At 61.0% G+C, this 17,680-nt stretch carries 14 protein-coding genes and 4 tRNA genes; 2 read left to right on the top strand and 16 right to left on the bottom strand.

Annotation, left to right across the window (positions count from 1 at the left end):
- Window positions 1–138 precede the first annotated feature (138 nt).
- The gene (locus BM132_RS16355) at window positions 139–669 is read left to right on the top strand and encodes a hypothetical protein (protein WP_092456871.1); all 531 of its coding nucleotides are present in this window, start codon (window positions 139–141) and stop codon (window positions 667–669) included.
- A gap of 312 nt (window positions 670–981) precedes the next feature.
- On the opposite strand, the gene BM132_RS16350 is transcribed toward BM132_RS16355, so the two are convergent.
- Window positions 982–1,058: transfer RNA gene (locus BM132_RS16350), tRNA-Val, on the bottom strand.
- A gap of 183 nt (window positions 1,059–1,241) precedes the next feature.
- On the opposite strand from BM132_RS16350, the gene BM132_RS16345 reads away from it, so the two are divergent.
- A complete protein-coding gene (locus tag BM132_RS16345; protein WP_092456868.1) occupies window positions 1,242–2,525 on the top strand; it encodes an NAD(P)/FAD-dependent oxidoreductase in 1,284 nt (427 codons plus the stop codon).
- Between the two features lie 209 nt (window positions 2,526–2,734).
- Here BM132_RS16345 and BM132_RS16340 read toward each other — a convergent pair.
- The 15 genes from BM132_RS16340 to asd all read right to left on the bottom strand — a co-directional run bounded on the left by BM132_RS16340 (window position 2,735) and on the right by asd (window position 17,626).
- A tRNA-Asp gene (locus BM132_RS16340) sits at window positions 2,735–2,811 on the bottom strand.
- Window positions 2,812–2,900: 89 nt separating this feature from the next.
- Window positions 2,901–2,977 (bottom strand) — tRNA-Asp (locus BM132_RS16335).
- 58 nt (window positions 2,978–3,035) lie between these two features.
- Window positions 3,036–3,111 (bottom strand) — tRNA-Val (locus BM132_RS16330).
- Window positions 3,112–3,266: 155 nt separating this feature from the next.
- Window positions 3,267–4,040 carry an SDR family oxidoreductase gene (locus tag BM132_RS16325; RefSeq protein WP_092400417.1) on the bottom strand — a complete coding sequence of 258 codons (774 nt, stop codon included), beginning with the start codon at window positions 4,038–4,040 and terminating at the stop codon, window positions 3,267–3,269.
- Window positions 4,037–5,248, bottom strand: coding sequence for an O-succinylhomoserine sulfhydrylase (locus BM132_RS16320; protein WP_092456865.1), 1,212 nt, complete (start codon window positions 5,246–5,248; stop codon window positions 4,037–4,039). The genes BM132_RS16325 and BM132_RS16320 overlap by 4 nt, the downstream gene beginning before the upstream one ends.
- A 56-nt stretch (window positions 5,249–5,304) precedes the next feature.
- Window positions 5,305–6,810 carry an amidophosphoribosyltransferase gene (purF, locus tag BM132_RS16315; RefSeq protein ID WP_047229235.1) on the bottom strand — a complete coding sequence of 502 codons (1,506 nt, stop codon included), beginning with the start codon at window positions 6,808–6,810 and terminating at the stop codon, window positions 5,305–5,307.
- 41 nt (window positions 6,811–6,851) lie between these two features.
- On the bottom strand, window positions 6,852–7,412 hold the full coding sequence (locus tag BM132_RS16310; protein ID WP_039593931.1) for a CvpA family protein: 561 nt from the start codon (window positions 7,410–7,412) through the stop codon (window positions 6,852–6,854).
- Window positions 7,413–7,511: 99 nt separating this feature from the next.
- On the bottom strand, window positions 7,512–8,180 hold the full coding sequence (locus tag BM132_RS16305; protein ID WP_092456862.1) for an SPOR domain-containing protein: 669 nt from the start codon (window positions 8,178–8,180) through the stop codon (window positions 7,512–7,514).
- Window positions 8,164–9,471, bottom strand: a complete 1,308-nt coding sequence (gene folC, locus BM132_RS16300; protein ID WP_092456859.1) for a bifunctional tetrahydrofolate synthase/dihydrofolate synthase — start codon at window positions 9,469–9,471, stop codon at window positions 8,164–8,166. The genes BM132_RS16305 and folC overlap by 17 nt, the downstream gene beginning before the upstream one ends.
- On the bottom strand, window positions 9,468–10,388 hold the full coding sequence (gene accD, locus BM132_RS16295; RefSeq protein ID WP_047229238.1) for an acetyl-CoA carboxylase, carboxyltransferase subunit beta: 921 nt from the start codon (window positions 10,386–10,388) through the stop codon (window positions 9,468–9,470). Before accD ends, folC begins: the two co-directional genes overlap by 4 nt.
- A 265-nt stretch (window positions 10,389–10,653) precedes the next feature.
- A complete protein-coding gene (locus BM132_RS16290; protein WP_092456856.1) occupies window positions 10,654–11,277 on the bottom strand; it encodes a phosphoribosylanthranilate isomerase in 624 nt (207 codons plus the stop codon).
- A gap of 62 nt (window positions 11,278–11,339) precedes the next feature.
- Entirely contained in the window at window positions 11,340–12,164 is an 825-nt protein-coding gene (gene truA, locus BM132_RS16285; protein ID WP_047229296.1) for a tRNA pseudouridine(38-40) synthase TruA, read from the bottom strand.
- Between the two features lie 308 nt (window positions 12,165–12,472).
- Window positions 12,473–15,043, bottom strand: coding sequence for a FimV/HubP family polar landmark protein (locus BM132_RS16280; protein ID WP_092456853.1), 2,571 nt, complete (start codon window positions 15,041–15,043; stop codon window positions 12,473–12,475).
- A 209-nt stretch (window positions 15,044–15,252) separates the two neighbouring features.
- Window positions 15,253–16,263, bottom strand: coding sequence for an aspartate-semialdehyde dehydrogenase (locus BM132_RS16275; protein ID WP_092456850.1), 1,011 nt, complete (start codon window positions 16,261–16,263; stop codon window positions 15,253–15,255).
- Between the two features lie 250 nt (window positions 16,264–16,513).
- Entirely contained in the window at window positions 16,514–17,626 is a 1,113-nt protein-coding gene (asd, locus tag BM132_RS16270; protein ID WP_047229242.1) for an aspartate-semialdehyde dehydrogenase, read from the bottom strand.
- Window positions 17,627–17,680 lie beyond the last annotated feature (54 nt).

The following is a 17,680-nucleotide window of genomic DNA, read 5'->3' as shown; positions in this document are numbered from 1 at the left end:
AAGAGTTGTGTTCCTTGGATGCGCCGTTCTGGCTGGCTTTCAGGCGAATGTGGCGGTTACCATCCAAAACATCGAGCGAGGACAGGTGAAGAAATGCGAGCTACGGACACTACTGAAAAGACCAGATGGAAAACAGTGATGAAGGTATTCTGGTGGATAGTAGCCACGATAGCCGCCGTGCCGATAACGAAGCGGGTTGAGACACAAATGAATTTATCGATGTTCAGCCCAGCGATTGATGGGCTGTGGAGTTGGCTCACGACGCTCGGAGCGTGGCTCTCGCGTGACGTCTCGATACCGGTCTGGTTTCTATTGCTGCTGCTAGTTACTACATTACTGACGATACTTATGCTGATCCTCATCTACGCACGATACGAGCCGGACGCAGAAGAAGACGTCAAATCACACCCCTTGAGTAATGAACAAATGCAGGTGTTCCTGTGCGTGGGGAGCTCGGTCAATCGAGGGGAGAACCTTACGTTCAGTGACTTGCTTGAGCACACCCGCCTACCAAGAATCACCACCCACCACGCACTCGACGTTTTAGGGGGGTATCAGCTGATTACTGGTGCAACGGACACCATGGGCTACGAGTACATTAATCTGACCCACCGTGGTCGAGAGTTTTACTTAGACCAAATGCGTGAAGCCTCAACTTCTGGCCAGTAGTTTCATACCGTCAACGCCGCTCGATCGCCCGTTCACATTGCTCAGTGTGAACGAACCCTATATTTTGTGAACGTTCTGCTTGAATTCCAGTGTCTAGTCCTGAAACAGGTGTAAACCTGTTTCAGGACTAGACACCGACAATTTAAAGATCAGCGTGTAGTCGCGCTGACTACGCCTTTTTGCTGATTTCATTTACGCCCTCCTGAAACGGATCAGAAGGTGTAAACCTTATTCAGGACGGGACACAGACAACAAAAAAGGGCCAACCTTTCGGTTGACCCTTCTAGACCGCCCAGCAGAGCGGATTTTGTTTGGTAGGCGCGATTGGACTCGAACCAACGACCCCCACCATGTCAAGGTGGTGCTCTAACCAACTGAGCTACGTGCCTGCTGTGAGGCGGCATTCTACGGAATTCCAAAGGGGTGTCAATACCTTTTTTTCACCTAACCCTATGAATATGCAAAATATTTAATTTCACCAAAGCGGCGAAGATTTGGCGGTGGCTGGCGGCTGATTTTTATCTCGGGTAGGATCGGCACATTCGTAAAAAATATAAAACAGAGGTTGCAGAATGGCGAACACACCGTATCCAGAGTCTTATTACGCCGCGTCGGCCAATCCGGTTCCAGCTCGCCCTGCCCTGCAGGATGATGTCGAAACGGATGTTTGCGTGATCGGCGCTGGTTACACCGGCCTGTCCTCTGCGCTGTTTCTGCTGGAGAACGGCTTCAAGGTCACGGTGCTTGAGGCGGCAAAGGTCGGCTTTGGGGCTTCGGGTCGTAATGGCGGGCAGATCGTTAACAGTTATAGCCGCGACATTGATGTGATCGAGCGCAGTGTCGGGCCTCGGCAGGCGCAGTTGCTGGGCAATATGGCGTTCGAGGGTAGTCGGATCATTCGCGAGCGGGTGGCGAAGTATCAGATTCAGTGTGATTTGAAGGATGGCGGAGTGTTCGCCGCCCTTACCGCCAAGCAAATGGGCCACCTGGAGTCGCAGAAGCGTTTGTGGGAGCGTTTCGGTCATACCCAGCTTGAGTTACTCGATCAGCGGCGTATTCGCGAGGTGGTGGCCTGCGAGGAGTATGTAGGCGGAATGCTGGATATGAGTGGTGGGCATATTCATCCGCTAAACCTGGCCTTGGGCGAAGCGGCGGCGGTGGAGTCCCTTGGCGGGATGATTTATGAACAGTCGCCAGCGGTGCGCATCGAGCGTGGCGCCAGCCCAGTGGTGCATACACCGCAGGGCAAGGTCAGGGCCAAGTTCATTATCGTGGCGGGCAATGCTTACCTGGGCAATCTGGTGCCGGAGCTGGCGGCCAAGTCCATGCCTTGCGGCACTCAGGTGATTGCTACAGAACCGTTGGGCGATGAGTTGGCACATAGCCTGCTGCCTCAGGATTATTGCGTCGAAGACTGCAACTACCTGCTCGATTACTACCGGCTGACGGGCGACAAGCGTCTGATCTTCGGTGGCGGCGTGGTGTATGGCGCGAGGGATCCAGCGAACATTGAAGCGATCATTCGTCCGAAGATGCTCAAGGCATTCCCGCAGCTCAAAGACGTGAAGATTGATTACGCCTGGACCGGAAATTTCCTGCTGACGTTATCGCGGCTTCCGCAGGTCGGACGCCTGGGAGACAACATCTATTATTCCCAAGGCTGCAGCGGCCATGGCGTGACGTACACGCACCTGGCGGGCAAGGTCTTGGCCGAGGCGCTGCGTGGCCAGGCTGAGCGTTTTGATGCGTTTGCGGACCTGCCGCACTACCCTTTCCCCGGCGGTCAGTTATTGCGCACGCCGTTTGCGGCGATGGGGGCTTGGTATTACGGGTTGCGGGATAAATTGGGGTTCTGAAGCCGCCAACAATAAGGGGCTGCTTCGCAGCCCTGCGGGGATAAATCCCCTCGCCACAGCAAGCTCCCTCGCCACAGGCCTGCTCCACTATCGTTATCCCAAAAACAAAAAACCCCGGTCTTTCGACCAGGGTTTTTGCTATCGACTAGAAGCTGGCTTTTCAACCTTCTTCTTAGCTTCAAGGCGTTCAGTGGGCCTCGAAGCAGATATGGCGCAGCGGACGGGACTCGAACCCGCGACCCCCGGCGTGACAGGCCGGTATTCTAACCGACTGAACTACCGCTGCGTATCGCTGTGGACTTGCGTCCAGTTAACTCGTCTGACCCAAACCCTGGGGCTTGAATCTCGAACCAGGTAAACCTGCTTCGGAAAATATGGCGCAGCGGACGGGACTCGAACCCGCGACCCCCGGCGTGACAGGCCGGTATTCTAACCGACTGAACTACCGCTGCGCGTCGGTGGAGGCTTTTGACAGCTTCCGTCTTGCTTTCGCAAAACTCTCGTAAAACATGGTGGGTGATGACGGGATCGAACCGCCGACATTCTGCTTGTAAGGCAGACGCTCTCCCAGCTGAGCTAATCACCCTTTGCTTCGTTGAGGCCGCGAAATTTACGCAGGTACCGAAGCTAAGTCAATAGCAGGGTTGAGTTTTTTTCAAAAACAGCTTTTGAGCGGCAAGCTTCAAGCTGCAACTTAAAGGCGCCAACACCGCATAATCGCTCGCCCCTTGCAGCTGCTCCTCACTCATAAATCATTTTCTTGGTCATACCGCCATCCACCACGAACTCCTGGCCCGTGACAAAACCGGCGTTGCGCGACAACAGCCACGCCACCATGGCCGCGACGTCCTCCACCGTGCCGACCCTGCCCGCCGGATGCTGGGCATGGTCGGCATCGGTGAGCGGCTGCGCGCGACGCTGGGACGGGTCCCGTGCGTCGATCCAGCCAGGGCTGACAGCGTTGACTCGGATTTCCGGGCCAAGACTGATCGCCAAGGCGTGGGTCAGGGCGAGCAAGCCGCCCTTGCTCGCCGCATAGGCTTCGGTGTCGGGTTCTGATTGCGCGGCACGGGTCGAAGCCAGGTTGACGATGGCGCCATTGTGAGCACGCAGATAAGGCGCACAATGCTTGGCCAGCAGCATGGGACCACCCAGGTTCACCGCCAGGACCCGATTCCAGTAAGCCAGATCCAGGCTTTCCAGGGTGATGTTATGGGGATCGGCGATGGCCGCGTTGCACACCAGCGCGTCAAGCCGCCCAAACTGGCCCAACACCTCGGCGATTCCCGTGGCGACTTGCGTCTCGTCCGCCACGTCCATGGTGATGAACCAGGCGTTCTCCCCCAGCGTCTTGGCGACCTTGGAGCCGCGCTCACGATCCAGGTCAGTCAGCACCACCTGCCAGCCTTCACAGATCAGCCAAGTGGCAATCCCCAGGCCGATGCCCCGCGCGGCGCCCGTCACCAGAGCTACCCGGCCGTGAGTGCCGCCGTGCGGCGTTGCCAGCTCGATCACAAGGCGGCCAACCCACGGGCCAGATCGGCTTGCAGATCAGCCACGTCCTCCAGACCGACCGCGACACGGATCAGGCTGTCGCGGATGCCCGCTGCTTCACGCTCCTGTGGCGAAAGGCGGCCGTGGGAGGTGGTGCTCGGGTGAGTGATGGTGGTTTTGCTGTCACCCAGGTTGGCGGTGATGGAAATCAACCGGGTGGCGTCGATGAAGCGCCAGGCGCCCTCCTTGCCCCCTTTGACCTCGAAGCTCACCACCGCACCGAAACCGCGCTGCTGACGCGCGGCCAGGTCATGTTGCGGATGGCTCTTGAGGCCGGCGTAGTGCACTTTCTCGATGCCATCCTGCTGCTCCAGCCACTCAGCCAGCAATTGGGCGTTGGCGCAATGGGCTTTCATACGCAGGCCGAGGGTTTCCAGGCCCTTGAGGAAGATCCAGGCGTTGAACGGACTCAAGGTCGGCCCGGCGGTGCGCAGGAAGCCCACCACTTCTTTCATTTGCTCGCCACGACCAGCCACCACGCCGCCCATGCAACGACCCTGGCCGTCGATGAACTTGGTCGCCGAATGCACCACCACGTCGGCACCCAGCTTCAGCGGCTGTTGCAACGCCGGCGTGCAGAAGCAGTTATCGACCACCAGCATGGCGCCCTTGGCGTGGGCGATTTCCGCCAGCGCGGCGATATCCACCAACTCGGCCAGGGGATTGGACGGCGACTCGACAAACAGCAGCTTGGTGTTGGGCTTGATTGCCGCATCCCAACCGGACAAGTCCGCCAGGGGTACGTAATCGACTTCCACGCCGAAACGCTTGAAGTACTTTTCGAACAGGCTGATGGTCGAGCCGAAGACACTGCGCGACACCAGCACGTGGTCGCCAGCACTGCAAAAGCTCATGACCACGGCCATGATCGCCGCCATGCCAGTGGCAGTGGCCACGGCCTGCTCGGCACCTTCCAGAGCAGCGATGCGCTCTTCGAAAGCCCGCACGGTGGGGTTGGTGTAGCGCGAGTAGACGTTGCCCGGCACCTCGCCAGCAAACCGTGCCGCCGCATCGGCAGCGGTACGGAACACGTAGCTGGACGTGAAGAACATCGGATCGCCATGCTCGGCTTCCGGCGTGCGGTGCTGACCGGCGCGGACCGCCAGGGTATCGAACGCTACACCCTCAAGGTCGCTGTCCAGCCGACCGGCATCCCAATCCTGACTCATGCTGTCGCTCCTGTAGTCATTAAACGCAAACCGGCCCCTCAGGGCCGGCTTGTCACTCAGTTGTTGTACAGATCGATGATCGCGCTGACCGCCTGGGTCTTGGCCTTGGACGCATCGTTACGAGCGTTCTCGATCTTGTTCAGGTAGGCCTCATCGACGTCACCGGTGACGTACTTGCCGTCAAACACTGCGCAGTCGAATTGCTCGATCTTGATCTTGCCACCACCCACCGCTTCTATCAGGTCCGGCAGGTCCTGGTAGATCAGCCAGTCGGCGCCGATCAGGTCGGCCACTTCCTGGGTAGTGCGATTGTGGGCGATCAGCTCGTGAGCGCTCGGCATGTCGATGCCGTAGACGTTCGGATAACGCACGGCCGGCGCCGCCGAGCAGAAGTACACGTTCTTGGCACCGGCTTCACGGGCCATCTGGATAATCTGCTTGCAGGTGGTTCCGCGCACGATGGAGTCGTCCACCAGCATCACGTTCTTGCCGCGAAATTCCAGTTCGATGGCGTTGAGCTTCTGGCGTACGGATTTTTTCCGCGCGGCCTGGCCGGGCATGATGAAAGTACGGCCAATGTAACGGTTCTTCACGAAGCCTTCGCGGAACTTGACGCCCAGGTGATTCGCCAGCTCCAGGGCCGCGGTGCGGCTGGTGTCCGGGATCGGGATGACCACGTCGATGTCGTGGTCCGGCCGCTCGCGCAAGATCTTGTCGGCCAGTTTCTCGCCCATGCGCAGGCGGGCCTTATAGACCGAGATACCGTCGATGATCGAGTCCGGGCGTGCCAGGTAAACGTGCTCGAAGATGCACGGGGTCAGGCTCGGATTGGTCGCACACTGGCGGGTGAACAACTTGCCGTCTTCGGTGATGTAGACCGCTTCGCCCGGGGCCAGATCGCGAATCAGGGTGAAACCCAGCACGTCCAGAGACACGCTTTCGGAGGCAATCATGTACTCGACGCCTTCGTCGGTGTGACGCTGACCGAACACGATCGGACGAATGCCATGGGGATCGCGGAAACCGACGATGCCGTAGCCGGTGATCATCGCCACGACCGAGTAGCCGCCGACGCAACGGTTATGCACGTCAGTCACGGCGGCGAACACGTCTTCTTCGGTCGGCTGCAGCTTGCCGCGCTGGGCCAGCTCATGGGCGAAGACGTTGAGCATCACTTCCGAGTCGGAGTTGGTATTGACGTGGCGCAGGTCCGATTCGTAGATCTCCTTGGCCAACTGCTCGACGTTGGTCAGGTTGCCGTTGTGCGCCAACGTGATGCCATACGGCGAGTTGACGTAGAACGGCTGGGCTTCGGCCGAGGTAGAGCTGCCCGCTGTTGGGTAGCGCACATGGCCAATGCCCATGTGGCCGACCAGGCGCTGCATGTGACGCTGATGGAACACGTCACGCACCAGCCCGTTGTCCTTGCGCAGGAATAACCGGCCGTCATGGCTGGTCACGATACCGGCAGCGTCCTGGCCGCGGTGCTGGAGCACGGTTAGCGCGTCATACAGCGCCTGATTGACGTTCGACTTACCGACGATACCGACGATGCCACACATGCGACACAACCCCTACTTAATGGATCTGAACTGAACAACACTCACTGCGGCGTTTTGGCCATCGGCAAGAGTTGTTCCTTGAACGGTATTTCAGCGGGTACGCTGATACCGCTGGCAAGCCACTGACTGCTCCAACCCAGGATCAGGTTCTTGGACCAGTCTGCGACCAATAGAAATTGTGGCACGAGCCGGGACTCCTGCCACCACGTATCCTGCTGTACCGGCCCCAGGCTCAATAGCCCGACGGCCACGACCACCAGCAACGCGCCACGCGCCGCGCCGAAGGCCATGCCCAGGAACCGGTCTGTCCCGGAAAGCCCGGTGACGCGAATCAGTTCGCCGATCAGGTAGTTGATCATTGCGCCGACCAGCAAGGTGGCGATAAACAAGATGGCACAGCCCGCGATCACGCGGGCCGACGGGGTTTCAATGTATCCGGCGAGGTACTGGGACAACGAACCACCAAACATCCAGGCTACGACCCCCGCGATGATCCAGGTCAGCAGCGAGAGGGCTTCCTTGACGAAGCCGCGGCTCAGACTGATCAATGCGGAGATGGCGACGATTGCAACGATCGCCCAGTCAACCCAGGTAAATGGCACGGTGCAGCCTACAGACGGATAAGGCGGCGCATTTTAGCAGAGGCCAGAGCTGTCGGTAAGCTGCGATTGTCAGTGTGATTCAAATCAGACAAACCGCTGTTAGCCGCGCTCAGGCTGAAAACGCACGACAAACCCCTTGAGGTTCTGCTGCCGACTGAGCAGGTCCCGCAGCCGGTCGGCCTCGGCACGCTCGATCAGCGGCCCCACAAATACGCGATTCTTGCCATCGGCGGTGCGGATATAAGCGTTGTAACCCTGGCTGCGCAGGGTTTTCTGCAGCTTTTCAGCGCTCTCACGATTGCTCAGGCTGGCCAACTGAACGGACCAACTGACCGACAGACCGTTGGCGTCCACGCGGCTTTGCGTGGTATCCGGCTTGGCCGGGGCTGCGGTAATCGGCTGGGTCGGCGCCGGCTTGGCCACCGGTGCTGTCGGGGCTGGAGCGACTGCCGGCTTGCTCGGAGCCGGTGCTGGCGTGGCGGGAGCCGCCGGCGCAGGCTCGATCGGCAGGGAAGGCGCAGGTTGCTCGGCCAGCTCCTCGTCGCTCGGAACGGGTTCCTGGGGTAGCGCTTCAGGTTCAGGCACCACCACCGGCTCGACCTGCACGGGCGCAATAGACGGCGCCTGAGGGGCAGCCGGAGCGTCGACCGTAACCTGGCGCTGCTCATCCTGACGAGAAAACAGCATCGGCAGGAAAATCACCGCCAAGGCCACCAATACCAGGGCCCCCACCATGCGCTGCTTGTACGCCTTATCCAGCAATGCCATCTGCAGCTTCCTCCGTGGAGCGCCGGGCCAGCCATTGAAGGGCCTCGGCAACACAAAAAAATGATCCGAACAGCAGGATCTCATCGTCGACCGTCGCCAGGGCGCACTGCCCTTCCAGCGCCGCGGCCACGCTGTCATAAGTCTCTACGCAAGCCCCACGACGCTGCAAGGCTTCCTGTAGCTCGGCAGCCGGGCGCGAGCGCGGCGAATCCAGCGGTGCTACCGCCCAATGCTGGACACTAGCACCCAACGCATCGACAACGCCATCCAGATCCTTGTCGCCGAGCAGCCCAAACACCGCCAGGCGGCGCCCGGCTACCGGCCGCCGCGCCAGGCGCTCGGCCAGATACTGCGCCGCATGAGGATTGTGGCCGACATCAAGCAGCAGATTCAGGCGCTTGCCGTGCCAATCGAACTGGCGGCGATCAAGACGACCGACGACGCGAGTCGCTTGCAGCGCTTCGATAATTTGTCCGGCATGCCATGGCAAGTCCAGCAACAGGTAAGCCTGGAGCGCCAGCGCGGCGTTCTCCATCGGCAGCTCCAGCAGCGGCAAATCGCGCAACTCCACCGGATTGCCCCGGGCGTCACTGCCCCGCCATTGCCAATGCTGCTCAGTCATTGCCAGGTCAAAATCCCGCCCGCGCAAAAAGAACGGGCAGCCCAACTCACGGACTTTGTCCAGCAGCGGCTGAGGGGGATTGAGGTCACCACAGAGCGCAGGCGCGCCCGGGCGGAAGATGCCGGCCTTCTCGAAGGCGACGGACTCACGGGTGTCACCCAGATAATCGGTATGGTCCACACCGATGCTGGTGACCAGCGCAACGTCCGCATCCACCAGATTGACAGCATCGAGCCGGCCACCCAGGCCGACTTCAAGCACCACGGCATCAAGACCGGCACGCGTGAACAGCCAGAACGCCGCCAGCGTGCCCATCTCGAAATAGGTCAGGGAAATCTCGCCCCGCCCGGCTTCCACCGCAGCAAAGGCTTCGCACAGCTCGGCGTCAGAGGCTTCGACGCCGTTGACCTGCACCCGCTCGTTGTAACGCAACAGGTGCGGCGAACTGTAGACACCAACGCTCAACCCCTGGGCCCGCAACAGCGAGGCCACGAAGGCGCAGGTCGAACCCTTGCCATTGGTGCCGGTAACGGTGATGACCCGGGGCGCCGGCTTGGCCAGTCCCATGCGGGACATTACCGCTTGCGAGCGCTCCAGCCCCATGTCGATGGCTGACGGATGCAACTGCTCAAGGTAGGCAAGCCAATCGCCCAGGGTACGTTGGGTCATATGTTCGCTGGCACCGGCGGAACCACGATCGGCTCGATGGGGGCGGCGACAAATTTCGGCGTCGGCAGGCCCATCAGTTGCGCCAGCAGGTTGCCCAGACGCGGACGCAATTCCTGGCGGTGGATGATCATGTCGATGGCGCCGTGCTCCAGCAGGAACTCACTGCGCTGGAAACCTTCCGGCAGTTTTTCGCGCACGGTCTGCTCGATAACGCGCGGGCCGGCAAAACCGATCAGCGCCTTCGGCTCGCCAACAATTACATCGCCCAGCATCGCCAAGCTGGCGGAAACGCCGCCGTAGACCGGATCGGTCAGCACCGAGATGAACGGAATGCCTTCTTCACGCAGACGCGCCAGCACCGCGGAGGTCTTGGCCATTTGCATCAGGGAGATCAGCGCTTCCTGCATACGTGCACCGCCGGAAGCGGCAAAGCAGATCATCGGGCAACGGTTTTCCAGGGCATGGTTGGCGGCACGCACGAAGCGCTCACCGACGATGGCTCCCATGGAACCGCCCATGAAGGAGAATTCGAACGCCGAAACCACCACTGGCATGCCCAGCAGGGTGCCGCTCATGGACACCAGGGCGTCTTTTTCGCCGGTCTGCTTCTGGGCCGCAGTCAGGCGATCCTTGTACTTCTTGCCGTCGCGAAATTTCAGGCGGTCCACCGGTTCCAGGTCGGCGCCCAGCTCAACACGGCCTTCGGCGTCCAGGAAGATGTCGATACGGGCACGCGCGCCGATGCGCATGTGGTGGTTGCACTTGGGGCAAACGTCCAGGGTCTTTTCCAGCTCAGGACGGTACAGCACCGCTTCGCAGGATGGACATTTGTGCCACAGACCTTCAGGCACCGAGCTTTTCTTCACCTCGGAACGCATGATCGAAGGGATCAGTTTGTCTACCAACCAGTTGCTCATGCTTTCTTTCTCCAGTACCGGTGACCCGAACGCTCTGGTTCGCGGTCCCGCGTATGCCCTTGAGCTAAATTCATTGTGCGGCGAGGTTCGAGGGACCACCACGATCAGCGCGAAACATGACCTGCGTGCAGCCCAACTCCCTCAGCCATCCCGGCCACCGCGATACTGCGGTGGCCACTACGCTATCGGCCCACCCGGAGGCGGCGCCTGCCTGCTTTGTACAGTGCTGGTATGGACGGCGGCAGTCTGCCAGCCGTCACATTGACTACTGACTGCTGCGTACAGCGGCCATGAACGCACGAATCCTGGCCGGATCCTTGATGCCCTTGCTTTGCTCCACTCCGCCGCTGACATCTACCGCGTAAGGGCGAACCTGACGGATGGCTTCGGCCACGTTTTGCGCCGTCAGCCCACCGGCGAGAATAATCGGTTTGCTCAGGCCCTGGGGCACCAGCGACCAATCGAATGCTTCACCGGTCCCACCGGGAACGCCTTCCACATAGGTGTCCAGCAGTATGCCACTGGCACCGGCAAAGGCATCGCAACTGGCCGCAATGTCATCACCGGCCTTGACCCGCAACGCCTTGATGTACGGATGATGCCAGCCCTCGCAATCGGCCGGAGCCTCATCTCCGTGAAACTGCAACAGGGCCAACGGCACCGCATCGAGTATCTCGCCCAGCTCACAACGACTGGCGTTGACGAACAGGCCGACGGGGGTCACGAACGGAGGCAAGGCCCGGATGATCGCCCTCGCCTGCTGCACCGTCACCGCGCGCGGGCTCTTGGCATAAAACACCAGCCCGATGGCATCGGCACCCGCCTCCACCGCCGCCAGCGCGTCCTCGACGCGGGTGATCCCGCAAATCTTGCTGCGAACGGCCGGCATGTCGTCAAAACCTCAGGCAAATCCGTGAAAGTCCCGGATGGTAGCAAATGCTGCGCAGGGCGTCAGCCGTCGAGTTCCGAGAAGCCCGTGAGGAAATGTGGCCCGATGTAACGCTGCGGCAGCTCGAATTCATCGTGGTATTCGACCTGCACCAGGTACAGGCCAAACGGGTGCGCGGTCACCCCACCGGAACGCCGGATGCGGCTTTCGAGCACTTCCTTGATCCACTCCACCGGCCGCTCACCGGCACCGATGGTCATCAGCACGCCCGCGATGTTGCGCACCATGTGATGCAGGAAGGCGCTGGCACGGATGTCGAGCACGATCATTTTGCCGTGGCGGGTCACCCGCAGGTGATGCAGCTCCTTGATCGGCGACTTGGCCTGGCACTGGCCGGCGCGAAAGGCGCTGAAATCATGAACACCGACCAGGTACTGCGCGGCTTCAGCCATGCGCTCGACGTCCAGCGGACGGTGGTTCCAAGTGATTTCTTCGTTCAGATGCGCGGGGCGGATCTGGTCGTTGTAGATCACATAGCGATAACGCCGGGCGATGGCCTTGAAGCGTGCATGAAAATGCGCCGGCATTGCCTTGGCCCAACTGACACTGACGTCGTGAGGCAAGTTGATGTTGGCCCCCATGACCCAGGCCTTCATCGAACGCTCGACCTGGGTGTCGAAATGCACCACCTGGCCGCAGGCGTGCACGCCGGCATCGGTACGGCCGGCGCAATGCAGCGACACGGGCGAATCAGCGACTTTGGACAGCGCGTTTTCGAGGGTTTCCTGCACCGTCGCCACCCCGGAGGCCTGGCGCTGCCAGCCACGATAGCGCGAGCCTTTGTATTCAACGCCCAGGGCGATCCGGAAAAAGCCGTCGGCCGCCATTTCGGCAGCCGGGTTGTCTATGTTTGCCAAGGAATTACAGCCTGCTGAAGTACGCAAAGGCAGGCATTATAAGGCGCACGGGAGGGGATGCCAGTCCAACCGGTAGTCATGTGTTGAATGTACGGGCGCCATCGCGAGCAGGCTCGCTCCCACAAGGGATTTGTGCTGGGCGCAGGATGTGTGAATACCCGAGAACCTCTGTGGGAGCGAGCCTGCTCGCGATGGCGCCAGCCCAAACACCATTACCTCCCCTGCCCCAAACAAAAACGGCAGCCTTACTGGCTGCCGCTTTGGTTTACCCGATGACCTCAGGCCAGGCGCGATAACATTTCCTGCGCCTCGCTCTTTTGCGTGGCATCGCCTTCGCTGAGGACTTCGCCAAGGATATCCCGGGCGCCGTCGTTGTCACCCATGTCGATGTAAGCCTGGGCCAGATCGAGCTTGGTCGCCACTTCATCGGTGCCGCTGAGGAAGTCGAAATCCGGCTCATCGTCGGCACTGGCCAACGCATCTTCAGCGGTAAAAGTCGGCTGAGCGAGGGTGTCGGACAGGCGTTCAAGCTCGGCGTTGACATCGTCCAGTTCGGACTCGAAGGCGTCCTTGGGTTTGTCTTGCACGTCCATTTCATCGGCCAGGGACAGGTCGAAGTCTTCCGGCAGCTCAAGGTCATCCGACGGGGTGTCGGCCACGGCAGGGGTTTGGGCGGCAGGCTCATCCAGGCCCTTGAGGTCGTCATCCAGGTCCAACAGGAAGTCTTCGTCGGCCAGGGCCGGCGTCGGCGTCGGCGTCGGGGCGTCGGCGCCCAGGTCAAGGTCGAATTCCGACAGGTCATCCAGACTTTCATTGGCCTCGGTCTGCTGCTTGAGCAACGATTCGAAGTCCAGGTCATCATCGGACGGAAATGCATCCAGCTCGATGACAGGCTCTGGCTCAGGCGTTGCCGGTGCGGCTTCCAGATCCTCAAGGCTCAGGTCGAAGGCGCTGTCGAGCTCCTCATCGGTCGGCGGCGTGTCTTCCAGCAAATCCTTGACGTACTGGGCGTCCAACTCGGCTGCGACTGCCGCGGCGGCCAGGCCGGCAGTGGTGGCGACCACCATGGCCGGGAAACGACTTTTGAGTTGTTCGACCTGGGAATAGTTTTCGCCGTTGGCCACCAGTTGGCGCTCTTGGGCAACAAAGGCGTCGCGGTCACCCTGCTGACCGTAGACTTCCATCAGCTTCAGGCGCAGGTCGCTGCGCTGAGGCTCGACCTTGATGCCCTGCTCAAGCAGATCGGCTGCCTGATTCAAACGACCACGATCAATGTGGGACTGGGCCTGACCCAGCACATCGTCGGAACGCTCGGCAGCCGGAGCCACCAATGGCGCGGCGATCGGCGGCGTGACGATCACGGGCGCAATCACCGGGGCTGGCTTGGGCGCAGGTGCGGGAGCGGGTTTTGGTTCGAGTTTTACGCTTGGCGGTGGAACTTCAATGCCCTCGAAGCTGCTCGGGGGCAGATCGAGCTCCGGGGAGAAGTCAGCCTCCTCCTCGAGGGCTCGGGCCATGCGCAAGTGCTTTTCGGCTTCCAGTTGTGCCTTGCGGCGACGGGCCAGCAACAGCAGCAGCAACAGCAGGATCAACGCACCACCGCCAATCAGGCCCAACAGGATCGGATTGGTCAGCAGATCGTTGTACTTTTGTTCGCTGGACGCTGCCGGGGCTGGCTCCACGGGAGTCGCGGGCGGCGTCGCTTCAGGCGCGGGCGCAGGGGCTTGCGCCGTTGGGTCCGGCGTCAATTCTGCCGACATCGCCGGGGCCGACTCATCGGCCGGCGGTACGGCGACACCATCAGCCTGCATTTTGGCCAGTTGATTGTTCTTCAGCTCGATCAGGCGTTGCAGCTTGTCCAGTTGGCTCTGCAGATCCGCCATGCGGCTTTTGAGTTCTTCATTGTCGCGGCGAGCCGAATCGAGGCTTTCCTGGGTGACCGCAAGCTTGTTGCTCAGGGCCTGGGCATCGCCGGCGGCGCCTTTGGCGCCGGCCTTTGCGGCCTCGGCGGAGACCAGACTCAGGTTATCGCGAGCGGCCGCCTGGGCCGGTGCAGTTTGACTGCCACCACGCTTGGTACCGTCCAACTGCTGCTGGCCGGAACGCGCAACGCCCCGCCGCCCCTGGCGCCAAGCGGCATTCTGCGCAGCCACTTCAGCGATAGCCTGGGGTTGCGGCAACGCGGTGCTTTGCACCGGGTCCGGCAGACGCAATACCTTACCGGTCTTGAGCAGATTGATGTTGCCGTTGATGAATGCGTCCGGGTTCAACGCCTGGATCGCCAGCATGGTTTGCTGGATGGACCCACCGTTGCGCACCTTGGCGGCAATTTCCCAAAGGGTATCGCGCGGCGTGGTGGTGTATTGGGAGGGCTTGGTGGCGCCCGTCACCGGCGTGGAGACGACCTGGGACGGCTTCGTCCGGGCGGCGTCCGCCGCCTGGGGGGAGAATTTGGAAGGGTCGATCAACACGCTGTAGTCGCGCAGCAGGCGGCCATTGGGCCACATCACCTGCACCAGGAACTTGACCATCGGCTCCGACAGCGGCTGACTGGAAGTCACCCGCAGGACGCTCTTGCCATTGGCATTGATTACCGGGGTGAAGCTCAGGTCACTGAGAAAGGCCTGGCGGTCGATCCCGGCCTTGGCAAACTCCTCGGGCGAGGCCAGGCTCGGCACGACTTCGGCGGCCGTCAATTGCTGGACGTCGAGCAGCTCGATCTCGGCGACCAGAGGCTGGTTCGGCGGCGACTTCAGGGTCAATTCCCCGAGCCCGAGCGCTTGCGCCATACCGGAGGACAGCGCCGAGGCGGCCGCTATTGCTAACACCAGTTTGCGAACTTGAACCATAGCCTCTTCCTTTGTTTGAACATTCCTCGGCCAGCGAGAAGGTGTTGATGCCGCTGCCGTAAGGCATTGCGCGCCACCCCGAAGCAACGGCGCGCGCGATCGTTTCACTCATGCTCGGGGAAAGCCCCGAGAGGGAGGTTCGCCTTCAGCACTCTGGCCAAGCATAGCGCCCAGCTAGAATCATTCGACAAATTGTTGCCAAGTATCTTTTACAGCAGGTCTTTTATCAACAACTCAGCCACTTGCACAGCATTGAGCGCCGCGCCCTTGCGTACGTTATCTGACGTCAGCCACATATTTAGTTCCGCCGGGTCATCGATCCCCCCGCGCACACGTCCAACGTAGACTACATCCTGCCCTACCGCATCGCCCACCGGAGTCGGGTAATCGCCCGCCTCCACCAGCTCGATGCCGGGTGCCGCTTCCAGGACTGCGTTGACTTTCGCCAGGTCGACGACGTTGGCTGCCTGCACAGTCACGCTAAAGCTATCGCCAAAAAACACCGGGGCTTGAATGCAAGTGACGGAAATCTTTAACGAAGGCTGTTCCAGCACCTGACGCAATTCGCGCACCAGACGCTTTTCCAACAGCGTGTGACCCTGCTCGTCCGGGGTACCCACCTGAGCCAGCAGGTTGAACGCCATCTGCCGATCGAAAAATTTCGGCTCAAGGGGACGCGCGTTAAGCAACTCGGCGGTCTGGCGGGCCAGTTCACTGACGGCGGCGCGGCCCTGAGCGGACACAGCGAGGCTGGCGGTCAGGCTGATGCGCTGCAACTCCAGGCATTGGCGCAGCGGTGCCAGCACCACGGCCAGCGCGGTCGCCGACGCACTGGGGCTGCTGACTTGAAACGGCTTGCTCAGACCCGCCAGCAGCTCGGCGTTGGCTTCCGGCACGATCTGCGGCGCCTGCTCAGCCGGCAGGGCGCCAGACAGGTCAATCAACGCGCAACCGGCCGCCGTGGCACGCGGGGCGAAGCTCAGGGTTACCGCCGGGCCGGCGGCAAAAAACACCAGTTGGACTTTGCCGAAATCAAATTCGTCGACTTCGCGCACCCGCACATTTTTGCCGCGAAACATTACCGAGCTTCCTGCCGACTCGCTGCTGGCCAGCAGGTGCAGGTTGCCGATCGGGAAGTCACGCTCTTCGAGAATCTGGACAAGGGTTTCGCCGACAGTACCGGTGGCGCCGATCACGGCAATATCAAAGGACTGGCTCATGGGTCTACCTCAGGTAAAACGTGGGGAGCGGCACTTTACCGGGTGGTGGGTATGCAGGCAATTGGCTGGGAGATTTGCAGTGGTTGTACTGGCCCCATCGCGAGCAGGCTCGCTCCCACAGGTTTTGCGGCCACTGAAAATCCACTGTGGGAGCGAGCCTGCTCGCCATGGCGATGTCACGGACGACACCGTTTCCATAAAAAAACCCGCACCTCTCACAAGGCACGGGTTCTTTCACAGCAGTGACCGATCAACGTTCGAGCAGAATCCGCAGCATGCGACGCAGCGGTTCGGCCGCGCCCCACAGCAACTGGTCGCCAACGGTGAAGGCGCCGACGAATTGCGAGCCCATGTTCAACTTGCGCAGACGACCCACCGGTACGTTCAAGGTGCCGGTGACCTTGGTCGGGCTCAGCTCCTGCATGCTGATTTCGCGATTGTTCGGCACCAGCTTGACCCAAGGGTTGTGCTGGCTGATCAGCCCTTCGATGTCGGCGATCGGCACGTCTTTGTTCAACTTGATGGTCAGCGCCTGGCTGTGGCAGCGCATGGCGCCGATGCGCACGCAGATGCCGTCCACCGGGATCGGGCTCTTGAAGCGACCGAGGATCTTGTTGGTTTCGGCCTGGGCCTTCCACTCTTCACGGCTCTGGCCGTTCGGCAGTTCCTTGTCGATCCACGGGATCAGGCTGCCGGCCAGCGGCACGCCGAAGTTCTCGGTCGGGTACGCATCGCTGCGCATCGCCTCGGCGACCTTGCGGTCGATGTCCAGGATGGCGCTGGCCGGGTTGGCCAAGTCATCGGCGACAGCGGCGTGGGTCGCACCCATTTGCTTGATCAGTTCACGCATGTTCTGCGCGCCGGCCCCGGAGGCCGCCTGATAGGTCATGGCACTCATCCATTCCACCAGACCGGCTTCGAACAGACCGCCCAGGCCCATCAGCATCAGGCTGACGGTGCAGTTGCCGCCAATGTAGTTCTTGGTGCCCGCGTCCAGTTGCTGGTCGATGACCTTGCGGTTCACCGGGTCGAGGATGATCACCGCGTCGTCCTGCATGCGCAGGCTGGAGGCGGCGTCGATCCAGTAACCCTGCCAGCCGGCCTCACGCAGTTTCGGGAAGACTTCGCTGGTGTAGTCGCCACCCTGACAGGTCAGGATCACGTCGAGGGTCTTGAGCTCGTCAATGCTGTAGGCATCCTTGAGCGCACCGGTGTCCTTGCCCACGGACGGGCCCTGGCCACCGACATTGGAAGTGGTGAAAAACACCGGTTCAATGAGATCGAAATCCTGCTCTTCCAGCATTCGCTGCATGAGCACGGAACCGACCATGCCGCGCCAACCGATCAGACCTACACGTTTCATCGCAACTACACCTATACAAAAGTGGGCCACCGTCGAAGCGGTGGGCCGCAAAGA

The sequence above is a fragment of the Pseudomonas sp. NFACC45 genome (genome assembly GCF_900113505.1).
Taxonomy (GTDB): domain Bacteria; phylum Pseudomonadota; class Gammaproteobacteria; order Pseudomonadales; family Pseudomonadaceae; genus Aquipseudomonas; species Aquipseudomonas tehranensis.
Note: the sequence above shows the minus strand (reverse complement) of the source record. Positions and strands in the feature narration are given on the sequence as shown.

What these genes read in the sequence shown, in the direction of transcription:
- asd (WP_047229242.1), bottom strand. Translation starts at nt 17,626, where the DNA reads ATGAAACGTGTAGGTCTGATCGGTTGGCGCGGCATGGTCGGTTCCGTG.
- folC (WP_092456859.1), bottom strand. Translation starts at nt 9,471, where the DNA reads ATGACCCAACGTACCCTGGGCGATTGGCTTGCCTACCTTGAGCAGTTG.
- BM132_RS16355 (WP_092456871.1), top strand. Translation starts at nt 139, where the DNA reads ATGAAGGTATTCTGGTGGATAGTAGCCACGATAGCCGCCGTGCCGATA.
- BM132_RS16290 (WP_092456856.1), bottom strand. Translation starts at nt 11,277, where the DNA reads ATGCCGGCCGTTCGCAGCAAGATTTGCGGGATCACCCGCGTCGAGGAC.
- BM132_RS16305 (WP_092456862.1), bottom strand. Translation starts at nt 8,180, where the DNA reads ATGGCATTGCTGGATAAGGCGTACAAGCAGCGCATGGTGGGGGCCCTG.
- purF (WP_047229235.1), bottom strand. Translation starts at nt 6,810, where the DNA reads ATGTGTGGCATCGTCGGTATCGTCGGTAAGTCGAACGTCAATCAGGCG.
- BM132_RS16320 (WP_092456865.1), bottom strand. Translation starts at nt 5,248, where the DNA reads ATGAGTCAGGATTGGGATGCCGGTCGGCTGGACAGCGACCTTGAGGGT.
- truA (WP_047229296.1), bottom strand. Translation starts at nt 12,164, where the DNA reads ATGGCGGCCGACGGCTTTTTCCGGATCGCCCTGGGCGTTGAATACAAA.
- BM132_RS16345 (WP_092456868.1), top strand. Translation starts at nt 1,242, where the DNA reads ATGGCGAACACACCGTATCCAGAGTCTTATTACGCCGCGTCGGCCAAT.
- accD (WP_047229238.1), bottom strand. Translation starts at nt 10,388, where the DNA reads ATGAGCAACTGGTTGGTAGACAAACTGATCCCTTCGATCATGCGTTCC.
- BM132_RS16280 (WP_092456853.1), bottom strand. Translation starts at nt 15,043, where the DNA reads ATGGTTCAAGTTCGCAAACTGGTGTTAGCAATAGCGGCCGCCTCGGCG.
- BM132_RS16275 (WP_092456850.1), bottom strand. Translation starts at nt 16,263, where the DNA reads ATGAGCCAGTCCTTTGATATTGCCGTGATCGGCGCCACCGGTACTGTC.